Genomic DNA, 19787 nt, shown 5'->3' with positions numbered 1-19787 from the left:
GCCGTACAGGCCCTAGAACTCAGTCACGCGTGTTGTGGTGGGGAGGCAAAATGAATGGTCAGCGGAGGACTCCCCCATGGCCAACGTTATGCTCTCGGTCATGGGGCATTCGGCAGCGCGAGGCATCACCCTGGCTCAGCATCGCGGCTTTTACAAGGGCAGGAAGATGACGCTTTCGCCCGATCGGGCTGCCGAGCTGGTCCAACCCGCCGGCACCGGGGTCCTAAAGTGGCCCGTGCCCGTGAGTACGGGATCAGCAGGGAGACGGTCTACCAGTACCTGCGCCACATCGGTCTGGAGCGAGTCCACTCCCCTGCCGATTTGAGGCTGGTGTGCCGAAGCCTGCAGCTTTACAGAATCGCTGTTATCGGCTCTTTAAATCAGGCCCGGGAGGGGCTTTTGCGGAACAGCTAAGACCGACCTGTCGGTCGGGTTTGGTGCGTTGCATCCATCTCTGTTTTGGCAGCTAGGGCGATCGTGCAGTCATCACCAAGGGGATTGTAAAGGGCCTTGAGGCCATTGCGGTTGTTGCCGGTCACCGGGAAACCGCCGGCTAGTTGGCTCGGATGCCGTCAACAATGAGGTCCGCTAGGGCGAGACTGCGGATCCGGTAGGTGCCCGTGACCGAGGCGATGACTAGTGCCCCCACCTTTTGGATGGGGGCACTACCTGTTCTGGTCATCGCTTAGCGCCTGGCAGCGCGTGGTGAATCGGTGCGGGCTGTGTTGAGCATTTAGCACCGGATCACTGAAAGCGGGTTAGCCGGTTATGAAGTTGAGGAGCAACCGGATGGACAGGGCGAGCACTGCGAGGAGGCCGATTACGCCGAAAAGGTTCTGCCACCACTTGTTGCGTAGCGAGCCCATCAGGTCGTGGCGATTCGCCATGATCACGATCAGTGTTGCCAGTAGGGGTGCGACGAGGATGGTCAGCGCTTGGGCGATCACGATGACCTGCACAGGGGAGGTTTGGAAGATGACGGTGATGGTGAGGCCGAACGCGAGGATGATCGCGCTGATCAGTTTCTGTGTGCCGGAAGTGATGCCATTGGTGCCGCGCCGGTTGAGTGCGTCGGAGAGCATGGTGCCACCGGCGGTGCAGTTGGCGGTCATGGCGGAGAAGGCGGCGCCGGTGAACCCGATGGCGAAGATCGCGGTGCCGATCGGGCCGGCGAGGGGTTCGAAGACGCTGCCGAGCTGGCCCATGGTTGTGGCGACTTTGCCCGTGGCACCGAGGACGGAGGCGGCAACGATGATGACGAGGGAGGTCATGATGCCAGGGGCAACGATGCCGGGGATCGTGTCGATCATGGTGATGTCGCGGTAGTCGTCCTCGCTGCGTGTGCGCTCCTTCGTGCCGTATGAGGTGTAGAAGGCGGCGTTCACGGAGAAGTTGGTACCGACCAGGGCGATGACCAGCAGCCACGCATTGCCAGGAACGACGGGCATGAGCCCGGATGCTGCCGCGGCCCAGTCGGGGTTGGCGATGAACGCCGAGGTGACGAAGGCAACCGCCATGACCCCGACCATGACGACGAGCACCTTCTCGATGACCCGGTAGACATTGCGGAACAGAAGAATCGTCGCGACGATAGCGGTGCCGATGATCGTCCACATGACCGGTGATCCGCCCAGCAGCATGGATGCGCCCAAGCCGAGGCCGACGGCGTTGCCGACCGAGAAGCACAAGGTGACCAGGAAGACGCCGATGCCGGCGATCACCCCGACCTTCTTGCCCAAGTGGTCCTTGATCGACTGGATGAGTGACACGGGCGATTTGATGCCCAGGCGCACGCTCATGTCGGTCAGAAAGATCATGAGGATGGTGGAGACGATGATCACCCAGATCAGGGTGTATTGGTAGCCGCTGCCGGCCTGGACGGCGGTGGCGAGGTTGCCGGGGCCGAACTGCCAGGCACCGGCGACGAAGGCTGGACCGATCAGGGCAAGTTGGCCCCAAAATGACCGACGGGCCTTTCGGGCCTCGACGTTGGCCTGGACGCTGCTGGTGGACAGATGTCCGAAGCCGGTTCCCGGCTTAGAGGTGCTAGGCGTCTTCGTGTGCTCAGTCACAGCGCGCCCTCCTTCCGCGGGATTATTCTCCCGCACAGTCTTCTTTGACTTTTTCATTTCCGACCTCAATGTCGGGTGGGCGGCCTACCGAAGTGGCCGGTCGCTCGCGTAAAAGCGGGCGGTAGTCGAACCAGGGTGTGCGCGGTTTAACATCTTCCCGCGCACACCCTGCGGTTGGTCAGGCGCTGACGGTGACCTTGCCGATGTTTGCGGCGGCGAAGGCTTCCGCGATCTCGGTATCGGCGCCCTCGGGAAGGGGCAGGAGCGGGGTGCGCACTGTGGCGTGGTCCAGAATGCCGCGGTTCACGAGTCCCCACTTCAACGCGACGGTGCCTTCCATGTGGGACCCGCGGTGGTAGACGTTCTTGGTCACCGGGAGCAGCCGCTCATGAATTGCGTGGGCACGTTTGTAGTCCTGCGCCTTGCCGGCCTCGATCAGTTCGACGAGCAGTTCGGGGGCGATGTTGCCGTAGCCGACGAGCAGGCCGTCCACATCGAACATGGTCGGCAGCAGGTACTCGTCATGGCAGGACAGCACCTGCAGTTCGGGGTACGCGGCGCGCAGCGCGGGGATCTCGGTGTACCACCGGCGCATGTTCCGGACACCGTTCTTGGTGGCGAAGACGCCTTCCTGGCCGGCGATCTCCAGCTGGGTGTCGAGGTTGTAGCTCGCCTTGGTGTTGTCGGGGTACTGGAACAGGATCAGCGGCAGACCGGACTCTTCATAGATCTCTTTGTAGCGCGACTGGGGCGCGCCGTCCTGGTATCCGAAGCGCAGCCACCCGTGCGAGGGGTAGACCAGGCCAGCTGAGGCGCCGGCTTCGACGGCCTTCTTTGCCTCTAGGGCCGCGGTCTTGTTGCCCTCCTTGGTGATGCCGGCGACGACCGGCACGCGGCCGTCGGTGGAGGCAACGAACGCGCGGATGACGTCCAGCTGTTCCTCTTCGGTAAGGAACGTGCCTTCGCCGGCGTGGCCCAGGACGACGAGGCTTTTCACGCCTTCAATCGATCCGAGCCACGAACCCAGACGCTGGATCGCCGGGTAGTCGATAGCGCCATCTTCGGTGAACGGGGTGACAGGTGCGGGGCTGAGTCCGCGGAGATCGAGTGTCATTGCAGCTACCTCTTGTCTTCATTGATGGTCGGCAGTCCCGCTATTGTGAGAACGTTTGCGGGAACGTTTTCGAGTTTGCACGTGTCGCAGCTCACTGTCAAGAGAACGTTTGCAAGTCAGGAGGATTAGAGTGTCTGTTACACCCTTGCTGAAGAGGAGAACCCTTATGGATCCGGCTGCCACCGGCACTGTCGTCACGCTGAAGGACGTCGCAGCGGCCAGTGGCGTGAGCATTTCCACGGCCAGCCGCGCCCTGGATGAGAGGACCACGTCCCGCTCAGCAGCTGCAGCGAACGTCCGGAAGGTAGCCGAGGAGCTCGGTTACCGGAGGAACTCCTTCGCCTCAAGCCTGCGCCGCGGCGAAACCCGCACCCTGGGCGTCCTTGTCCCCCGCTTGAGCGACACCGTCATGGCCCTCATGTTCGAAGAACTCGAAAAGGCCGCTTCCTCCCGCGGCTACTTCGCAATGGTTGCCACCAGCGGAGATGACCCTGACGAGGAACGCAGCGCAGCCGAAACCCTGCTCGACCGCAACGTGGACGGATTGATCCTGGCCACGGCCCGGCTCGACGACAAACTCCCCCGGCTCCTGCGTGAACGCCGGGTAGCGCATGCGCTGGTACTGCGCACCGACGGCATCAGCCCATCCGCCCTCGGAGACGACGAAGTAGGCGGCTACCTCGCCGTGCGCCACCTCATCGACCTAGGACACCGCGAGATCGCTGTCGTCACCGGCCCTGATTTCACATCCTCCGGGAAAGCCCGCCTCGCCGGCGCCCGCAGAGCCATGGAAGAAGCCGGCATCAAACCGGCCGACAAATGGCTTATCGCGGCAGGCTACGGCATCGAAAACGGCTACACCGCCGGCGAAACACTCCTTAGCGCTGGCCATCGTCCCACAGCGGTCTTCGCGGCCAACGACAACATCGCCATGGGCGTGATGGCGGCAGCACACCGCAACGGCATCACCATCCCCGATGACCTCGCACTGGTCGGGTACAACGACACACCCCTTTCGGCGCGGCTGCCCACACCCCTAAGCTCCGTCCACGTTCCCTTGGACCAGATCGCGGCCACCGCCATCGACCTCATCGTCAACCCCGGTACCGAACCCCTCATCAGGCGATCCATGCCTACCCTCATCCCCCGCCAATCCAGCGGAACACCCAAGCACTAGACCGCTGGAAGCCATGAGCAAGGAGCCATTATCGGCGCGCTTCACGTTAGTAATAAGGGGACCGGCGCAAAGAGGCTAATGAGCAAGAACCAGGCTTCTTTAGCCTCTTGTGGACATCGCCAGTCCGGCTGCGCGAGCAGCAACTCCTGCATCATTGCAATAGCCAAGCCCGGTTCGCTTACGGCGGAGCAGGCCCAGAAGCTTCCCCTCATCATCCACTACAGCAAGTCGACGGCGCCCTGCTGACTGCAGAGCTGCGGTGGCAGCACCAAGAGACCGTTGCGGCTCTACTGTTCTGCCAAGGATCGTCCCAAAACCACTTGCCTTTGCACTACCAGTTGCCTTCGCAGGAATATCAGAACGCTCCAAAGTCGTTAGGAGCCGCCCGTTGAATCCACGATGAGCGCCAAATGAACGTGGTCATCAGCGAAGAACCTGCGGACTTCTTCGATGTTGCTGTCTTCCGATAGGGTCTTCGGGCAGGTAATCATGGCGTCTTTGACACAACGCGGATCGAGGGTTTCAACCATGTGGGCGTCCAACAAGTCGAATAGGTGCCTGGCCTGTCGCAGGCTAGAGGAACCGGATCATGCGCGTGTTGCCCAGGGTATTGGGCTTCACGCGGGCCAGGTCCAGGAACTCCGCAACGCCTTCGTCGTGTGAGCGGAGGAGCTCCGAGTGCACCACCGGATCTACGACGGACTGGTCAGCCATGACCTCGAAGCCGTGGCCCTTAAAGAAGTCCACCTCGAAGGTGAGGCAGAAAACACGGGCAACACCCAACGCGCGGGCCTCCTCCAGCAGACTCTCCATCAGCGCGTGCCCCACGCCCTGTCCGCGCCAGTCCTTGGCAGCAGCCAATGTGCGGACCTCTGCCAGATCCTCCCACATGACATGCAGGGCGCCACAGCCGACTACCTCGTCCTGACTGGACTCCGCGATTCGGAACTCCTGCAGGCTTTCGTAGTAAGCCACCGTCTCCTTCGCCATTAAAATTCGTTGCTCCGCCAGGGGGACAACCAACTTTTTAATGGCGGACACGTCGCTAGTGCGGGCAGGCCGGATGCGGAAGGACTCGGTCACAGGCTAATCCTATGGCTGCCGCCCTGCTAGTTTCGGCGATCTGTACAGCCAGAACCACGCCTTTTGACGAATCGTACGGCGACACGTCTAAAGGCGTCCCCCTACTATCGGGGCATAACTGTGCGTCTATTCTGCATGGAGCTAAACCGCGCTGTCTAAGTCGTCCGCAGCGTCAGCTCGTACAGGTTTCTAGCCTTATCGCTAACTCCTTAAGAGAATTCTGGCCCGTGTACCGCAGGCGGACGCTACGTATCAAAAGCAAGACCGGCCTGCGGTGTTGCGCAAAGAAAGGTAGACAGTGAAGTTCGGTAAGCAGCCCGCCCCCGTCGCGGATATCAACGAGGACGACCTCGAAGTCCACAAGCCCAAGACCGAGGCGGCCGGGGTTAAGGCCGTGATGGTGGCGCTGGAACGCGCCGTGGCGCAGGCCGGGGTGACCAGGACGGCGCAGTCGTTGCTGCGGTTGAACCAGCGGGGCGGTTTTGACTGCCCTGGGTGTGCGTGGCCGGAGTCGGACAAGAAGCGCAAGGCGGCCGAGTTCTGCGAGAACGGCGCCAAGGCCGTGGCCGAGGAAAACACCCTCCGCACGGTCGGCGCCGAGTTCTGGGCAAAGCACTCCATCGCCGAGCTGTCCACCAAGACCGAGTACTGGCTTGGCAACCAGGGCCGGCTCAGTGAACCCATGGTGATCCGCGCAGGGGAAACCCACTATTCACCGATTTCCTGGGCCGACGCGTTTGAACTGATCGGCGAACACGTCCGGGCCTCCACGCCGGACCGGTGCGTGTTCTACACCTCCGGGCGTACCGCGAACGAGACAGCCTTTATGTACCAGCTGTACGCCCGGGCCCTGGGCACCAACAACCTGCCGGACTGCTCGAACATGTGCCACGAGTCCTCCGGTTCGGCGCTGAACCCGACCATCGGGATCGGCAAGGGCACCGTGTCACTGGATGACATCCACGACGCCGAGCTGATTTTTGTGGTGGGCCAGAACCCCGGCACCAACCACCCCCGCATGCTGTCCGCGCTGAAGGAATGCAAGGACAAGGGCGGCAAGGTGGTGGCCGTCAATCCGCTGCCCGAGGCTGGACTGTTCAACTTCAAGGACCCGCAGACCGTTTCCGGCGTCGTCGGGGGCGGCACGCCGCTGGCCGATGAGTACCTGCAGATCAAGGTGGGCGGGGACCTTGCCCTGTTCCAGGCCCTGGGCCACCTGCTCCTGGCCGAGGAGGAACGGAACCCGGGTTCTGTCGTCGACCATTCCTTCATCGAGGCCCAGACGGACGGGTTCGACGCCTACCGCCAGGCCCGCGCCACCCTGGACTGGGCCGAAACCGAAAAGGCCACCGGCCTGACCCGCGCCCAGATCGAAACAGTGGCCGGGATGCTCATCAAGTCCAAGGCCTCCATCTTCTGCTGGGCCCTGGGCGTCACGCAGCAGCCGCACTCGGTGGACACCATCAAGGAAATGGTCAACGTCCTGCTCCTGCAGGGCAACTTCGGCAAGCCCGGCGCCGGCGCCTGCCCGGTCCGCGGGCACTCCAACGTCCAGGGCGACCGGACCATGGGCATCTGGGAAAAACCCAAAGAATGGCTCCTCGAAGCCCTCGACACCGAGTTCGGCATCACCTCCCCACGGCACCACGGGTTCGACGCCGTCGAAGCGATGGAAGCGTTCGAACGCGACGAAGTGGACGTCTTCGTCTCGATGGGCGGCAACTTCTCGCTGGCCTGCTCGGACACCGAAACCCTCGAAGCCGGGATGCAGCGGATCGGGCTGACCGTGCACATCTCCACCAAACCGAACCGCTCCCACATCGTCCACGGCCGCACCTCGCTGATCCTGCCCACCCTAGGCCGGACGGACAAGGACGACAAGCACCCCAAGGGCGCCCAGTTCCTCTCCGTGGAGGACTCCATGTCCGTGGTCCACTCCACCCAGGGCCGGCTCACGCCGGTCTCCGAGCACCTGCTCGCCGAACCGGTGATCGTGGCCCGCATGGCCGAGGCGACCTTCGGCCCGGACCACTCTGTGGACTGGAAAGCCATGGCCGAGGACTACGACGTGATCCGCGACCACATCGAACGCGTCCTGCCCGGCTTCGAGGACTTCAACACCCGGGTCCGGACCAAAAACGGGTTCGTGCTGCCCAACCCGCCCCGCGACACCCGGTCCTTCAAAACCGACATCGGCCGCGGCCGGTTCACCGTCAGCCCGCTGGAATACCTCACCCCGCCCGACGGGCACCTGGTGCTCCAGACCATCCGCAGCCACGACCAGTACAACACCACCTACTACGGGCTGGACGACCGCTACCGCGGCATCTCCAGCGGCCGGCGCGTGATCCTCATCCACCCCGAAGACCTGGCCGAGCTCGGTTTCAAGGACCGGGACCTCGTGGATGTGGTCAGCACCTTCCGCGGACACGACCGCACGGCGGACAAGTTCCGGCTCGTGGCCTACCCCACCGCCAAAGGCTGCGCCGCCGCATACTTCCCCGAAGCCAACGCCCTGGTCCACAAGGAAAACGTCGCCCGCGAATCCAATACCCCCGGCTTCAAAGCCATGTTCGTCCGCTTCACCCCGCACGTCTCCGAAGGCGCAGAGGCGGAGGAAGCGGCGCTGTCGGGTAGTTACGTCTGACTCTTCCGAGGACAGGTAGCCGGGGAGCACTGGCCGCGTCCGCTGTGTAACTGTCGCCGCGAGGGTGGCCCCGCTAATTGCGGGCACGGAGAGGTGCGCAAGGATCGCAAATCCATTGCTGCGACAGTAGCTTTCCTTCCCTTAATGGTGCTGCATGGCGCTAGTGCGCTCTTGGATGTTCCCAAGGACACCGGACGTATTTTTGGCCGCGGAAGCCCGGGGGTTGTATGCCGATTTGATGAAGCGTTCTCTTTCAGCTGGAGTTGTCGCCGCTCCAGCGATGGTCCACGCCAGCGCAGTAGCTGCCTCAAACATCACCCTGTATGCCTCAGGTGAATCGGCAAATGCTGCAAACCCGTGTGAGTGGATGGGTACGTTCGCACCGGGAATGCTCAGCCAGGGATGCAAGACGGGGATTACTTGGGAGACATTGCCCATATCAGTTGAGCCCCCGCTCATGCCGGCCGAGCTGGTTGTGTCTTTACCGAACGTGCGCATGGCCTCCGTCCAATGCGCTGCCAGGGCGTTGTCTTGGACTAACGGCTCGTATGCCGGTTCGGTCGGCTCAACAGCCAGCGTTGTTCCAGTTGCCAGGGCAGCGCCCTCGAAACAGGCGAGGACGCGCTCAAGCAGGGCTTCATATTCCCCGAGGGTGAACGCCCGGCACTCAAACTCAACTACCGCCCGTTCCGGGATGATGTTCGTGGCGTGTCCGGCCACGGCTACGTACAGAGCTATGCGGTGGTCACCCGGTATTTGCTGGCGCAGTAACCCCACGGCGACTTGGCTCAGCACAGCCGCATCTGCCGCATTCACGCCCAGATGGGGGGCTGCTGCCGCATGGGCAGCCTTCCCAATGAACGTCGCCCTGTACCTGCCCATCGCCTGGGCGCTGGTACCGGCCGGGTTATAGGTCACTCCGTCCTGGACAGGGTGAACCATCAGGGCAAGGCAGATACCGTCAAACACTCCCCGTTCCAGCAGAAGCGCCTTGCCCCCGCCGCTTTCCTCAGCAGGAGTTCCAATGGCTTTTAGCGTGATGCCCAGCTCATTTACATGCGGTCGCAAGGCAAGGGCGGCGGCGACCGAGGCACCAGCAATCAGGTTGTGCCCACATGCATGTCCGATGTTTGGAAGCGCGTCGTATTCCACGCACAGTGCCACCTTCAGCTCGCCGCTCCCGGCGGTGGCTGTGAAAGCTGTAGGAAGGCCACCAGTGCCTCGCTCAACCTCGAAACCGCCTTCAGCCAGGAGCGCCGCAGCGGCCTCCGAGGAACGAACCTCCTCGAACGCCACTTCGGGGTTGGAATGGATGTCGTGGGCCATTGCCTGGACAGGTAGCTTCCACTCCTTTACTCCCGCTGCAAGGGCGGTACGCAGACTTACCATAACGGTGCTTTGCCTCCTGTTTTCCATGCGTATCATCTGCCCAGCAGGACATTTGAAGAGTTGGGCCGACCGCCTTTGAACGGTCCGAAACATCCAACCACTCAGTAGATACGCTGAAGTGGCGACCATCATAATATCCGTGGCCTATGCCCATAAGAGCAGTGCGGCGGTTCATGCGTTAGTGATGCAGGAGCTCCTTACACAAAGCCAGCCACTGCTCCTTCGTCCAACTATCCCTTCGGGAAACCCGGACCTCTAAGACGATAATCGGTAACCGCCGCGCAAGAAGGGTCATTTCCGATCTGGCAGGAAGAAGCCTTGAGGCTAATCAAGCCACCCCTCCGTTGCAGGCGTAAGGGAAAATTCGGGTACGTGGTGCGGACCAGCCAGCGGCTCAATTCGGAGCCGAGAAAGCTTCAAGAATGAGATCCGCCATCCCTCGGCCGTCCGGACGTACTCTTCTTCATAGTGGCCGTAGCCCCTGATCCCCCACATATCCGGCACATGAAAGCCCTGCTCTTCGCGCGACTCGGGCTCCCAAGTCAGCTGGTCAAACATGCTCCAAACCAACGCTTAAGGTCGATATAGCGAAAATACCGGGCCTTTAATCTGCGGACGTCCTCGTAGTCGTCAAAGGATATTTCGGGCCATCTAGTCGGTGCCATGAAGGGACTCTACCGGCGCATGGAGAGCGAAAATCGACTGTTTCGGCGATCAGTACAGACAAAAGCGGAAGTCTTGACGAACTGTACGGTGACTCGTGCTTATGACCTCCTTACGATCATGGGACAGCCTGATTCTCCCAGGCAGCATTTGACGTTCAGGCAGTCACAGTCAGGGCCACGCTGAAAGAAGGGGCAACCATGCAGCTCCAGATAAACCGTTCAAACCGCTTGACCATCATTGCAAAAACCGGGCATCACGCCCCTTCCAGCGGTTGGTGGCGGCCTGAGAATGACTACTTGCCAATCCGTTACTTGCAGCAGGGAGAAATCATGCCGGCGCTCCGGGGCTCACAGACGGTATGGACACTCCTTCGGGAGTTGGCCCCTTCCCTAAAAAATGCCTCCCGGAACACATACTCCTAACGCGATAACGCACTTCCCCTTTTGGACTACCGGATTTAGAGGAAAGAATAGATCATGAAAAGCAGGACTCTTGTACAGAGCAAGAACACCTCCCGGCGTCGCGGGTCAACCGAAGAAGCGCTCGGTACTTCCTCCTTGGTGGGTGGTGTGCAGCAGTCCGGGTGGGCAAGCTCCCCCGGGAAGCAAGAGCACTCCGATCGGCGGAGTGAAACGACACACCGCGCTGCCGCGCACGGCAGCCAGAGCCGTTAGCAGAGCCTCCTCGCTTCTTCCGAGGCCTCGCTTTGTGCCGGCGCTCCGCATCTGGCAAAAGAACCTTGGGGCTCGCCAACTCAGTTCTTCCCCGCCGTTATCTACAGCGCTGATGGTGATGGTGCGCCGTGTTCGTGCGGTCCCTACAGGACCAGGGTTCCCTGGCGAGTCCCATCATCGGGTCTGGGCTTTAGTTAGGTAGGACCCACTGCTGGACCTCAGCCAGGCGACCGCTGCTGGGGGCCACCCTCTCGCCTGCCTGCAGGCAGGCTTTCATGACCGTCGTGTTCGGAGAATGAAGACAATAGTTCTACGATTCCACCGACCAGACGATGAGGCCATAGGGGTCCCGGGGGCGAGCTGGGCACCAGAAGTATTACCGGTGCGCATGACCTCATGGCACCACTATATTGGCACGCTGGTCCGGTGCTGACGGGAAGAAGGTAGTGGTCATCACCACCGCGGAAAGACGTGCGTCTCTTTATGCGCCCCGCTGCAAGGTATGGCTGCAGAAAGACCGCGGCGATGACGAGTCGAAGGAATGATTCCACAAGCTGGCGGATTGCGCGGTAATCCGCGAGCCATATCTGCTGTGGAAAGCCGTACCACTGAAGCCACAGCGATAAGCCAATAAAAGCCCGCCGGGACGGCCGCGCTGACCGACGCACATGCCCGCAAGGCGAGTCTTCTAAAGACGGGCCGCTCGGCCGGACGTTCTGCCTGTCCGCGACGAGCGACCCGAATCCAGCCAGGACACTATTGACGCCCAGGAACCACCAGGAATGAAGAGCCAGCAACCGGGAACCCCGGGCCGATCATCATGCCGGTGACAGCATGCCGGCTGCGGGCAGCTGGTGTTGAGGTGGAACTCGAAACGGTGAAGTGTTCGAATGTGATTTTTCACGCGAACACTGCACCATTTCACGGGAACTCTGCCCCTCAGCCGACTGCTGTTGGATCCCTCCGTACTAGACCCAAAGTTCGTAGCCAAGATCTTTATGGAAGTACTCCCTGCGGTCGGTGGCGTCTGCCGCCAGCCACAGGCCTGAGCCGTCCGGCATTTCTTCTTCGACGATCCCCCGGCGAACAACGCGGGTGTTGTCGCGGATTTCTACGACATCCCCTACATGGCTCTGCCAATCTACGGTCCGGCGGAGGTGTGTGTCGGTGTTCCACTGCTCGAACATCAGCGTTCCAGGAGCAGGGCGTCGCCCTGGCCCCCGCCTCCACATAGTGCAACCGCGGCCCGGCCGGTCTCCCGCCGGATGAGTTCGTGCACTGCCGTGACAACCAACCTGGCACCTGAAGCACCGATTGGGTGCCCAATGGCTATGGCGCCACCGTGTATGTTGATCCGGTCATCGGGCAGACCAAGTAGTTCAGCGGAATGGGACGCAACTGAAGCGAAGGCCTCGTTGATCTCAACCACGTCAAGTTCTTCGGCTGTCCAGCCCTCGCGCTCCAGAGCCGTTCGGATGGCTTTCGCGGGTTTATCGGGCAGGGACGTGTCAGGACCGGCGATTTGGCCGTAGGCCCGCAGCGCTGCGATGACGTCCCACCCATGCCTCTGAGCAGTTTCCCGGGTGGTCAGCACGACTGCCGCGGCGCCATCGGTCAAGGGGGAAGCGTTGCCCGCCGTCACCGTCCCATCCGGGGAGAAGGCGGGGCGGAGCCGGGCCAGGGACTCCTGTGAAGCGTCGGGACGGATGCCTTCGTCCAGGGTTACTTCGAGGACGCCCTTTCGGGTGGGAACCTTCACCGGGATGATTTCCTGGGCCCACACTCCTGATTCCTGCGCCGCCGCCGCCCGTAAATGAGAGGTAACGGCGGCGGCGTCCTGTGTTACACGTGAAATACCCAGTGCGGAGTTCGCACGATCAGTAGCCAGGCCCATGGCCTCGTGGTCGAACGGGTCCGTTAAGCCGTCGTTGGCAGCTGCATCAACCAGCGTGAGCGTCCCGTAGGCATTCCCCGCCCGGGTTCCTGCAACGAGGCGGGGGGCTTGGCTCATGGACTCCTGGCCGCCGGCGACGACGACGGTTGCGTCGCCGAGGCGCAGCATTCGGGCGGCCTCGATGATGGCCGACAGTCCCGAGAGGCACACTTTGTTCACTGTGACCGCCGGTGCACTCAGGGGTATTCCCGCAGCGACTGCACTCTGCCGGGCGGGATTTTGACCGGCCCCTGACTGGAGAACTTGTCCCATGATGACGGCATCGACAATGTCTGCCGGGACGTCGGCCTGTGCAAGGGCACCAGCGATGGCTGCTCCGCCCAGTTCAACTGCGGAAAGTGGTGCCAGTTGGCCCAGCAGGCGTCCCTGAGCGGTGCGGGCTGCGCCCACAATAACGACGTCCCTTGGGTCGGTCAATCGGAAGGCGGTCTCTGTTTTCAATCAATGCTCCGGGTTTCGATGGTGGAGATGGCCGGAAGTAACTTCGGGTGGCCGTTCTTCGGTCATGCAGGTCATGTTGTGAGTAGGCGGGTAAGGCCGCCGGACGGGAAATTGGCACCGAGGGTCATGCAGCGGTCGATGTCCTCCGACGTGCCGATGACTCCCTCGTCCAGCATCAATTGGGCTTCTTGGGCCAAGGCATCGCGGACTCGACGCCGCACCCGGTCCGGGTCCACTTCGTGCGGCTCCGGGGGCAGTATCAGGGCTGCCGGCGGTACCTTGCCGTTTTCATCGAAGAAGCCCGGCAGCCCGGCCTCGACTACCGCAGTGAGAGAAGCGGACCGGCCGAAACGATCGGGGTAGGCGCGGTGCAACGTGTCGCAGATATGCCGTTGTACTGCGGGACCGATGTAGCCAATCAGGTGCAGGGGCGTCATGGGCAAACCCCATGTTTCGAGGGAGCGGTCGACGGTGGCGGGGTCCCCGCCTTTATCGATTTCGGCGAGAATTTCGCTGAACAGGCGCGTGAGGAGCCGGTTGACGACAAAACCAGGCGTGTCAGCGACCGGTACGGCTGTTTTACCCAGGCGTACGGCGAGATCCCCCGCGGTCAACAGAGCTGCATCGGATGAGAACGCAGTTCGGACCAGTTCGACGAGCGGGAGGACGGCGACTGGATTGAAGAAATGGAACCCGAGCACCCTTTCGGGGTGCCTGAGGCCACGTGCCATCCCGGTGACCGATAGCGAGGACGTGTTGGTGAGCAGGAGCGCGTCGGGCGCGATGGAGTCCTCCAACTGCCGGAATACTGTCCGTTTCGTCTTTTGGTCCTCAAAAACCGCCTCGATTGCGACGTCACACCCCCTGAACCCCGAGGGATCCGTTGTGCCGCGGATCAGCCCGGCGATTTCTGCTGCCTCCCCCGGTTGGAGCCTGCCTCGATACTCCTGCCTTTCGAGGTGCCCGCGGATCCGGTGAAGGGCGCCGGATACCCGCTCCGCGGAAAGATCGCTGATGAGGACCGGAACGCGGAGCTTGTCCGCGACCAACAGAACGAGCTGAGTTGCCATGAGACCTGCGCCAACGACGCCGAAGGTTCCAATCGTTTTCGGCCGCCCAAGATTGTCGGCTGAGACGGGCACGGCGTCGGCCGTTCGTGAAAGTGTATGAGACATCTGATCCTGCTTCCGTTCCTACCCTCGGAGGTAGACCGTTGTCGTGTGTGTGTAGAAGTCTTTTGCCGCGCCACCTTGTTCCTTTGGCCCGAGGCTGCTTTTCTTTGATCCGCCGAACGGTACATGGGGATCTGAACCGGCAGATTCCGAATTGAGGTGCAGGATGCCCACATCGAGAGCTTCGACTGCTTCCAGCGCTGTCGCCAGATCACGGGTAAACACTGCCGCGGACAAGCCGAACTCGGACTCTTCTGCCAGACCGAATGCCTCCTCCGTGGTCGCGGCCCGGCGGACCGCCAGGACAGGGCCGAAAAGCTCTTCTCGCCAGGCGAGGTTGGCAGATCCGGCTTGGCCTGCAGGGAGCTCGAGTACAGTGGGTGCGATGAAGGCGCCGGGAGTGCCGGCAAAAGGATTCTTCGCAGACGTGCCGGCGACGGCGACGGCACCGGCCTCTACGGCTGTGTCGACTCCGCTCGTGATCGACCTGCGTGCCGCTTCGTTGATCACCGGCCCCATCTGTACTTCCGGGTCAACGGGGTCCCCGGTCTGCCAAGTGCCGAGGCGGAGCGTGAGGCGCTCCAGGAATTCGTCGGCGATGGAGTCCGCGAGAATGAGTCGTGAGGTTGCGGTACATTTCTGTCCGGTGGAGCGGAACGCCCCGAAAAGCACCTGCTCCGAGGCTAGATCCAGATCAGCATCGTCCAGAACCAGCGCCGCGTTCTTGCCCCCCATTTCTCCTTGCATGGGAATCCCCCGGACGGCAGCCTGGGCTGCCAGTGCGCGTCCTACCCCTGACGAGCCGGTAAAGGACATGGCGTCCACGCCTGGGCTCTGAACAAGGGCTGTCCCGAGAGTGCCGGGGCCAACGATCAGGTTGAGTACCCCGGCGGGCAGCCCGGCGTTGATGAGAGCGTCGGCAAAGCGTATGGCGAGAAGCGGGACGGTGGAAGCGGGTTTCCACACCACCGCGTTCCCGTGCACCAGGGCGGGAGCGATCTTCCATGCCGGGATGGCGATCGGAAAGTTGAACGGGGTGACGATTCCGACGACGCCCAGCGGCTTACGCGTTACAAGGATACGTTCCCCGGGCCGGGGCGAAGCAAAGTGTTCCCCGGCGGCGCGGTCACCCTCGGCGGCGAAGTAGCGCAAGATCTGAACCGCACGGAGCACCTCTGCCCGTCCCTCGGTTAGGGTCTTGCCTTCTTCGCGGGAAAGTTCGAGGCCAAGTAGGTCGGCTTGGGACTCCAGGGCTGCGGCCGCGCGAGACAGGACCGCGCCCCGTTCGTGGATCGGGGTGCGGCTCCAGGCCCGCTGTGAGCCGTACGCCGCCATGATGGCTTTGTCGAGATCCTCAAGGACGGCAACACCGCCTTCGGCAACTACCTCCTCCGGGCGGCTGGGATTGACAGAGGTAAGGTGTCCGCCTTTGCCTGGTACCCAGTTTCCGTCGATGAGGAGCCTGAGCTGCACCGTCACCGCGGCACCGGGGTCGGTGCCTGACGCGTCGGGTGCATCAACGGCGGCACTCACCGAAAGGCTCCTATACCTGTTAGCTTCTGGCCGAGGATGAGGGTGTGAACCTCGTCAGTGCCTTCGTACGTACGAACGGATTCAAGGTTGTTCGCGTGGCGAAGGGGCGAGTGTTCGAGGGTTATCCCGTTGCCGCCCAGGATTGTGCGTGCTTCACGGCAGATTTCGATAGCTTCCCGGCAGTTGTTGAGCTTGCCAATGCTGATCTGATGATTCTGCAGCTTGCCGGCGTCTTTCAGCCGTCCCAGGTGCAGAGCGAGAAGGAAGCCCTTGTTGATCTCCAGGGCCATGTTCACGAGCTTCTGCTGGGTCAATTGGTAACCGGCCAGGGGCCGTTCGAACTGAAGCCGATTCTTGGAGTAGTCCAGGGCATCTTCAAAGGCGTCGCGCGCGGCACCCATGGTGCCCCAGGCAATGCCGTAACGTGCTTCATTCAGGCAGGTAAAAGGGCCGCGGAGGCCAGTGACATTTGGCAGGACCGCGTCGGCAGGCAGGCGCACGTCATCCAGAGTGATGTCACATTGGACAGAAGCGCGCATTGATAGCTTCGGCTGAATTGGGGTGGCGGTAAAGCCACGGGTCTGGGTTGGTACCACGAATCCGCGCGCGCCGGTGTCTGTCTGGGCCCAGATAACTGCCACCTGGGCAATGTTGGCGAGTCCGATCCACCGCTTGGAGCCGGTCAATATCCAGTCCTCGCCGTCGCGGCGGGCAAAAGTGGCCATGGCAGAGGGGTCTGAACCGGCAGTGGGTTCGGTAAGGCCAAAGCATCCTATGGCGGTGCCGGCAGCCATCTGGGGCAGCCATTCCTCTTTCTGTTCCTCAGAACCATGCTTCGAGATTGCCGACATGGCCAGAGAGCCTTGGACGGAAACGAAAGTGCGTATGCCTGAATCGCCGGCCTCGAGTTCGGCAGCGGCCAACCCGTAGTCCACTGCGCTTCCGCCGGCGCAGCCGTAACCTTTCAGATGCATTCCGAGCAGGCCGAGTTTGGCCAGATCAGGGACGATTTCCAGCGGGAACCGGGCCTCTTCATACCAGCTGGCGATGTTGGGTTTGATTTCCTCCCGAACATAATTCCGCACGCGGTCGCGCAGGGCGATTTCCTCGTCCGTGAGGAGGGTATCGAAGGAGATCAGATCCGAGGGCTCGAGTGCGGTAGCGGCCTCGACGTCGGCGGAACTAGGGGCGAGAGTCATGATGTGGTCCCTCCTGGGCATAAACGACTTCTGAATGGGCGGCACTTTGAGGGGTGTAGGTAAACGTTTTGCTTTGGGGATGGTTCCGTAGCCAGTCCCGCACGTCTGCGGTGTGCTCACCGAGGGCGGGTGGAGCTTGGGTCCGGGGCGGCAGTGCCGGCGTCCAGGTGATCGGATGGCGGATCTGGCGGCCGGTAACGTTCCCGTCGGCGTCATGGACGTGAATGGTCGGCTCCAGGCCCAAAGCTTCGGCGTACGCGATGCCTTCACCTATGCCGGCGACGCGGCCAGCCGGTACTCCCACAGAAACCAACCGGTCCTGCCATTCCTTCGCTCCAGCGTCCGCGAGCCCGGCTTCCAGCAGCGTGACAAGCTCCCGCCTATGCCTGACCCGCGCAGAGTTGGTGACAAACCGGGAATCAGCGGCAAGCTCCGGATTGCCGATGGCGCTGCAGAGCTTGGCGAACTGCGAGTCGTTACCAACGGCAACGGCCAGTGGGTCATCACCTGTGGCAAGAAGTTGATAAGGGACGATGGAAGGGTGGTCATTGCCCAGCCGGGTCGGAGTAACACCGGCGCCCAGGTACGCCTGACCCTGGTTGGCAAGGGCGCCCTGGAGGCTCGATAGAAGATTGACCTCGATCCGCCTGCCCCGACCCGTGGAATTACGCTCGGAAAGGGCCGCGAGGATACCGATCGTGGCGTCTTTCGCTGTCAGAACATCGACCAGAGCGACGCCCACTTTATAGGCGTCGCCCTGCGGGTCACCGGTAATACTCATCAGTCCGCCGACAGCCTGCACGATGAAGTCGTATCCGGGCAGATCACGACCGCCTTCCGAGCCGAAACCCGAAATTGACGCATACACCAGCCCGGGGTTCTCCTCGGCCAGTGACTCATATCCGAGGCCCAGCTTGGCGAGCCCTCCAGGTTTGAAGTTCTCCACCAGGACGTCGGCGCGGCGGGCCAATTCCCGGGCAAGCTCCAGGTCTTCCGGGTCGGTCAGGTCAAGGGTGACGGATTCCTTATTCCGGTTGACGCTTTCGAAGTACGTCGCACCTGTCTTTGAGGAAGGTGGCGCCCACTCCCGGGTGTCATCTCCGGTTCCGGGGCGCTCGACCTTGATGACCCGGGCGCCGAGATCGGCCAGGGTCATGGTCGCGAGCGGACCGGCGAGCACGCGGGAGAAATCCGCGACGACGATCCCCTCCAGTGGTGCGCCGGAGTCCGCTCCCGACCTCATAGCTGACCCCGACGGGTCCACCTTCCCCGGAAAATCACGACAATACCGACCGAATGGATGCTTCCAGCACCGCAAGGCCCTCATCAAGGACGTCCGCTTCGATGCCAAGCGGAGGCAGCAGCCGGATGATGTTTCCGCTGGTCCCGCAAGTTAGAGTCAGGACACCATGAGCGTTGGCTGCCTTCGCGGCCGTGGTGGCAAGGTCTTTACGAGGCCCGGAAGCATCGCTGAATTCGATCGCCATCATCGCACCCCTGCCGCGAACGTCTGCGACGCCGTCAAGCTCAACGAGCGGCTCCAGACGGCGCCTGACTGCGGCTTCAATGGCAGTGGCGTTCTCCAGAAGCTTGCCGTCTTCGAGGAGTTCGAAGACAGCCAAAGCGGCTTCACAGGCTACAGGGTTGCCAGCGTAGGTCCCGCCGAGACCACCGGTGTGGACAGCGTTCATCAGCTCGGCGCGGCCGGTCGCGGCCGAAAGCGGCAATCCGCCGCCAAGAGCTTTCGCGGACAGTGTGATGTCGCCGGCTATACTTTCGTGCTCGGAAGCGAACAGCGTGCCGGTGCGGCCCATTCCGGCCTGGATCTCATCGATAACCAGCACGATGCCGTGGCGGGTTGCGATTTCCCGGATGCCTTCGAGGAACCCGGGGGCCTGGACAATGAAGCCGCCCTCGCCCTGAATCGGTTCGATAACCATAGCGGCGAAAGTTTCCGCCCCGTGTTCTGCTAGAAGCGCCTCGATCTGTTCCAGGGCCTTCCCCGGTCCGTCAGGAGAGGTGTGTGCGGGCGCCGTCGGTCCGCGGAAAACTGAGCCCGGGAGAGGTCCGAAGTTGAGCCGGTACGGGTTCTCCTTTGCCGTCATCGCCATCGTGAGCTGGGTGCGGCCGTGATATGCCTCGTCGAAGACGAGAACATTGGGCCGGCGGGTAGCCGACCGGGCGACCTTAATGGCGTTTTCTACAGCCTCCGCGCCGGTGGTGAACAGCGCGGTCCGCTTTTCGAAGTCACCGGGGGTGTGCTCGTTGAGCCACCGGCAGACTTCAACGAAGGACTCATATTCGGTCACCATGAAGCAGGTGTGGGTGAAGCGCTCAAGCTGGGCGGCGGCGCGCTTGGCCACCTTCGGGTTTGCAGCACCAACGCTGGTCACGGCGATGCCTGAGGCGAAATCAATGAGGTGGTTTCCGTCAACGTCGACGAGCAGAGCGTCCTGCGCGTGGTCGATGAACACGGGCAGAGTGATACCAAAAGCGTCGGTGACATGCTGGCGGCGTTCGGCCTCCAGCTCGCGGGAACGCGGGCCCGGAAGCTCGGTGAGCAGGCGGCGGGCTGTGGCCTTAACGGCGGCCGGATCTTTGGCCTGGTTTGCGGCGAGTTCTGATGTGACAGTCATAGGTCCTCCTCGTGTGGTGAAATCCACCAT

The 19787-nt window shown here is 62.3% G+C and carries 15 protein-coding genes and 1 pseudogene; 3 read left to right on the top strand and 13 right to left on the bottom strand.

The window, feature by feature from the left end:
• Positions 1 to 55: 55 nt before the first annotated feature.
• Positions 56 to 300, top strand: a pseudogene (locus QFZ57_RS20595) (helix-turn-helix domain-containing protein); the annotation flags it as partial.
• Between the two features lie 253 nt (positions 301 to 553).
• On the opposite strand, the gene QFZ57_RS20590 reads toward QFZ57_RS20595, so the two are convergent.
• The 3 genes from QFZ57_RS20590 to QFZ57_RS20580 all read right to left on the bottom strand — a co-directional run bounded on the left by QFZ57_RS20590 (position 554) and on the right by QFZ57_RS20580 (position 3186).
• Positions 554 to 682: a hypothetical protein gene (locus QFZ57_RS20590; protein ID WP_306901774.1), complete on the bottom strand. Its 129-nt coding sequence runs from the start codon at positions 680 to 682 to the stop codon at positions 554 to 556.
• A 76-nt stretch (positions 683 to 758) separates the two neighbouring features.
• A complete protein-coding gene (locus QFZ57_RS20585) occupies positions 759 to 2072 on the bottom strand; it encodes an Nramp family divalent metal transporter (protein WP_306901773.1) in 1314 nt (437 codons plus the stop codon).
• A 178-nt stretch (positions 2073 to 2250) separates the two neighbouring features.
• Positions 2251 to 3186 carry a dihydrodipicolinate synthase family protein gene (locus tag QFZ57_RS20580; RefSeq protein WP_306901772.1) on the bottom strand — a complete coding sequence of 312 codons (936 nt, stop codon included), beginning with the start codon at positions 3184 to 3186 and terminating at the stop codon, positions 2251 to 2253.
• A gap of 166 nt (positions 3187 to 3352) precedes the next feature.
• Here QFZ57_RS20580 and QFZ57_RS20575 point away from each other — a divergent pair, with 166 nt between their 5' ends.
• Positions 3353 to 4363 carry a LacI family DNA-binding transcriptional regulator gene (locus tag QFZ57_RS20575; RefSeq protein WP_306901771.1) on the top strand — a complete coding sequence of 337 codons (1011 nt, stop codon included), beginning with the start codon at positions 3353 to 3355 and terminating at the stop codon, positions 4361 to 4363.
• Positions 4364 to 4737: 374 nt separating this feature from the next.
• On the opposite strand, the gene QFZ57_RS20570 is transcribed toward QFZ57_RS20575, so the two are convergent.
• Positions 4738 to 4893, bottom strand: a complete 156-nt coding sequence (locus QFZ57_RS20570; protein WP_306901770.1) for a hypothetical protein — start codon at positions 4891 to 4893, stop codon at positions 4738 to 4740.
• A 43-nt stretch (positions 4894 to 4936) separates the two neighbouring features.
• Positions 4937 to 5446, bottom strand: coding sequence for an amino-acid N-acetyltransferase (locus tag QFZ57_RS20565; RefSeq protein ID WP_306901769.1), 510 nt, complete (start codon positions 5444 to 5446; stop codon positions 4937 to 4939).
• Positions 5447 to 5744: 298 nt separating this feature from the next.
• Between QFZ57_RS20565 and QFZ57_RS20560 the strand changes: the two genes are divergently transcribed.
• Complete coding sequence (locus QFZ57_RS20560; protein WP_306901768.1) at positions 5745 to 8093, top strand: FdhF/YdeP family oxidoreductase; 2349 nt, start codon at positions 5745 to 5747, stop codon at positions 8091 to 8093.
• Positions 8094 to 8234: 141 nt separating this feature from the next.
• Here the strand turns inward: QFZ57_RS20560 and QFZ57_RS20555 are convergent, their stop codons facing one another.
• The 8 genes from QFZ57_RS20555 to QFZ57_RS20520 form a co-directional block, all read right to left on the bottom strand.
• Positions 8235 to 9419 carry an amidohydrolase gene (locus QFZ57_RS20555; protein WP_373461326.1) on the bottom strand — a complete coding sequence of 395 codons (1185 nt, stop codon included), beginning with the start codon at positions 9417 to 9419 and terminating at the stop codon, positions 8235 to 8237.
• A 2371-nt stretch (positions 9420 to 11790) separates the two neighbouring features.
• Positions 11791 to 12009, bottom strand: a complete 219-nt coding sequence (locus QFZ57_RS20550; RefSeq protein ID WP_306901767.1) for a hypothetical protein — start codon at positions 12007 to 12009, stop codon at positions 11791 to 11793.
• Positions 12009 to 13217, bottom strand: a complete 1209-nt coding sequence (locus tag QFZ57_RS20545; protein WP_306901766.1) for an acetyl-CoA C-acyltransferase — start codon at positions 13215 to 13217, stop codon at positions 12009 to 12011. Before QFZ57_RS20545 ends, QFZ57_RS20550 begins: the two co-directional genes overlap by 1 nt.
• Positions 13218 to 13288: 71 nt before the next feature.
• Positions 13289 to 14392 carry a 3-hydroxyacyl-CoA dehydrogenase gene (locus QFZ57_RS20540; protein ID WP_306901765.1) on the bottom strand — a complete coding sequence of 368 codons (1104 nt, stop codon included), beginning with the start codon at positions 14390 to 14392 and terminating at the stop codon, positions 13289 to 13291.
• Between the two features lie 18 nt (positions 14393 to 14410).
• Positions 14411 to 15922: an aldehyde dehydrogenase family protein gene (locus tag QFZ57_RS20535; protein WP_306901764.1), complete on the bottom strand. Its 1512-nt coding sequence runs from the start codon at positions 15920 to 15922 to the stop codon at positions 14411 to 14413.
• Positions 15919 to 17121, bottom strand: coding sequence for an acyl-CoA dehydrogenase family protein (locus QFZ57_RS20530; protein WP_306901763.1), 1203 nt, complete (start codon positions 17119 to 17121; stop codon positions 15919 to 15921). The genes QFZ57_RS20535 and QFZ57_RS20530 overlap by 4 nt, the downstream gene beginning before the upstream one ends.
• The gene (locus QFZ57_RS20525) at positions 17105 to 18364 is read right to left on the bottom strand and encodes a CaiB/BaiF CoA transferase family protein (protein WP_306901762.1); all 1260 of its coding nucleotides are present in this window, start codon (positions 18362 to 18364) and stop codon (positions 17105 to 17107) included. Before QFZ57_RS20525 ends, QFZ57_RS20530 begins: the two co-directional genes overlap by 17 nt.
• 34 nt (positions 18365 to 18398) lie before the next feature.
• Positions 18399 to 19757, bottom strand: a complete 1359-nt coding sequence (locus QFZ57_RS20520) for an aminotransferase class III-fold pyridoxal phosphate-dependent enzyme (protein WP_306901761.1) — start codon at positions 19755 to 19757, stop codon at positions 18399 to 18401.
• Between the last annotated feature and the right edge of the window lie 30 nt (positions 19758 to 19787).

This window comes from Arthrobacter sp. B1I2 (genome assembly GCF_030816485.1).
Classification (GTDB): domain Bacteria; phylum Actinomycetota; class Actinomycetes; order Actinomycetales; family Micrococcaceae; genus Arthrobacter.
Note: the sequence above shows the minus strand (reverse complement) of the source record. Positions and strands in the feature narration are given on the sequence as shown.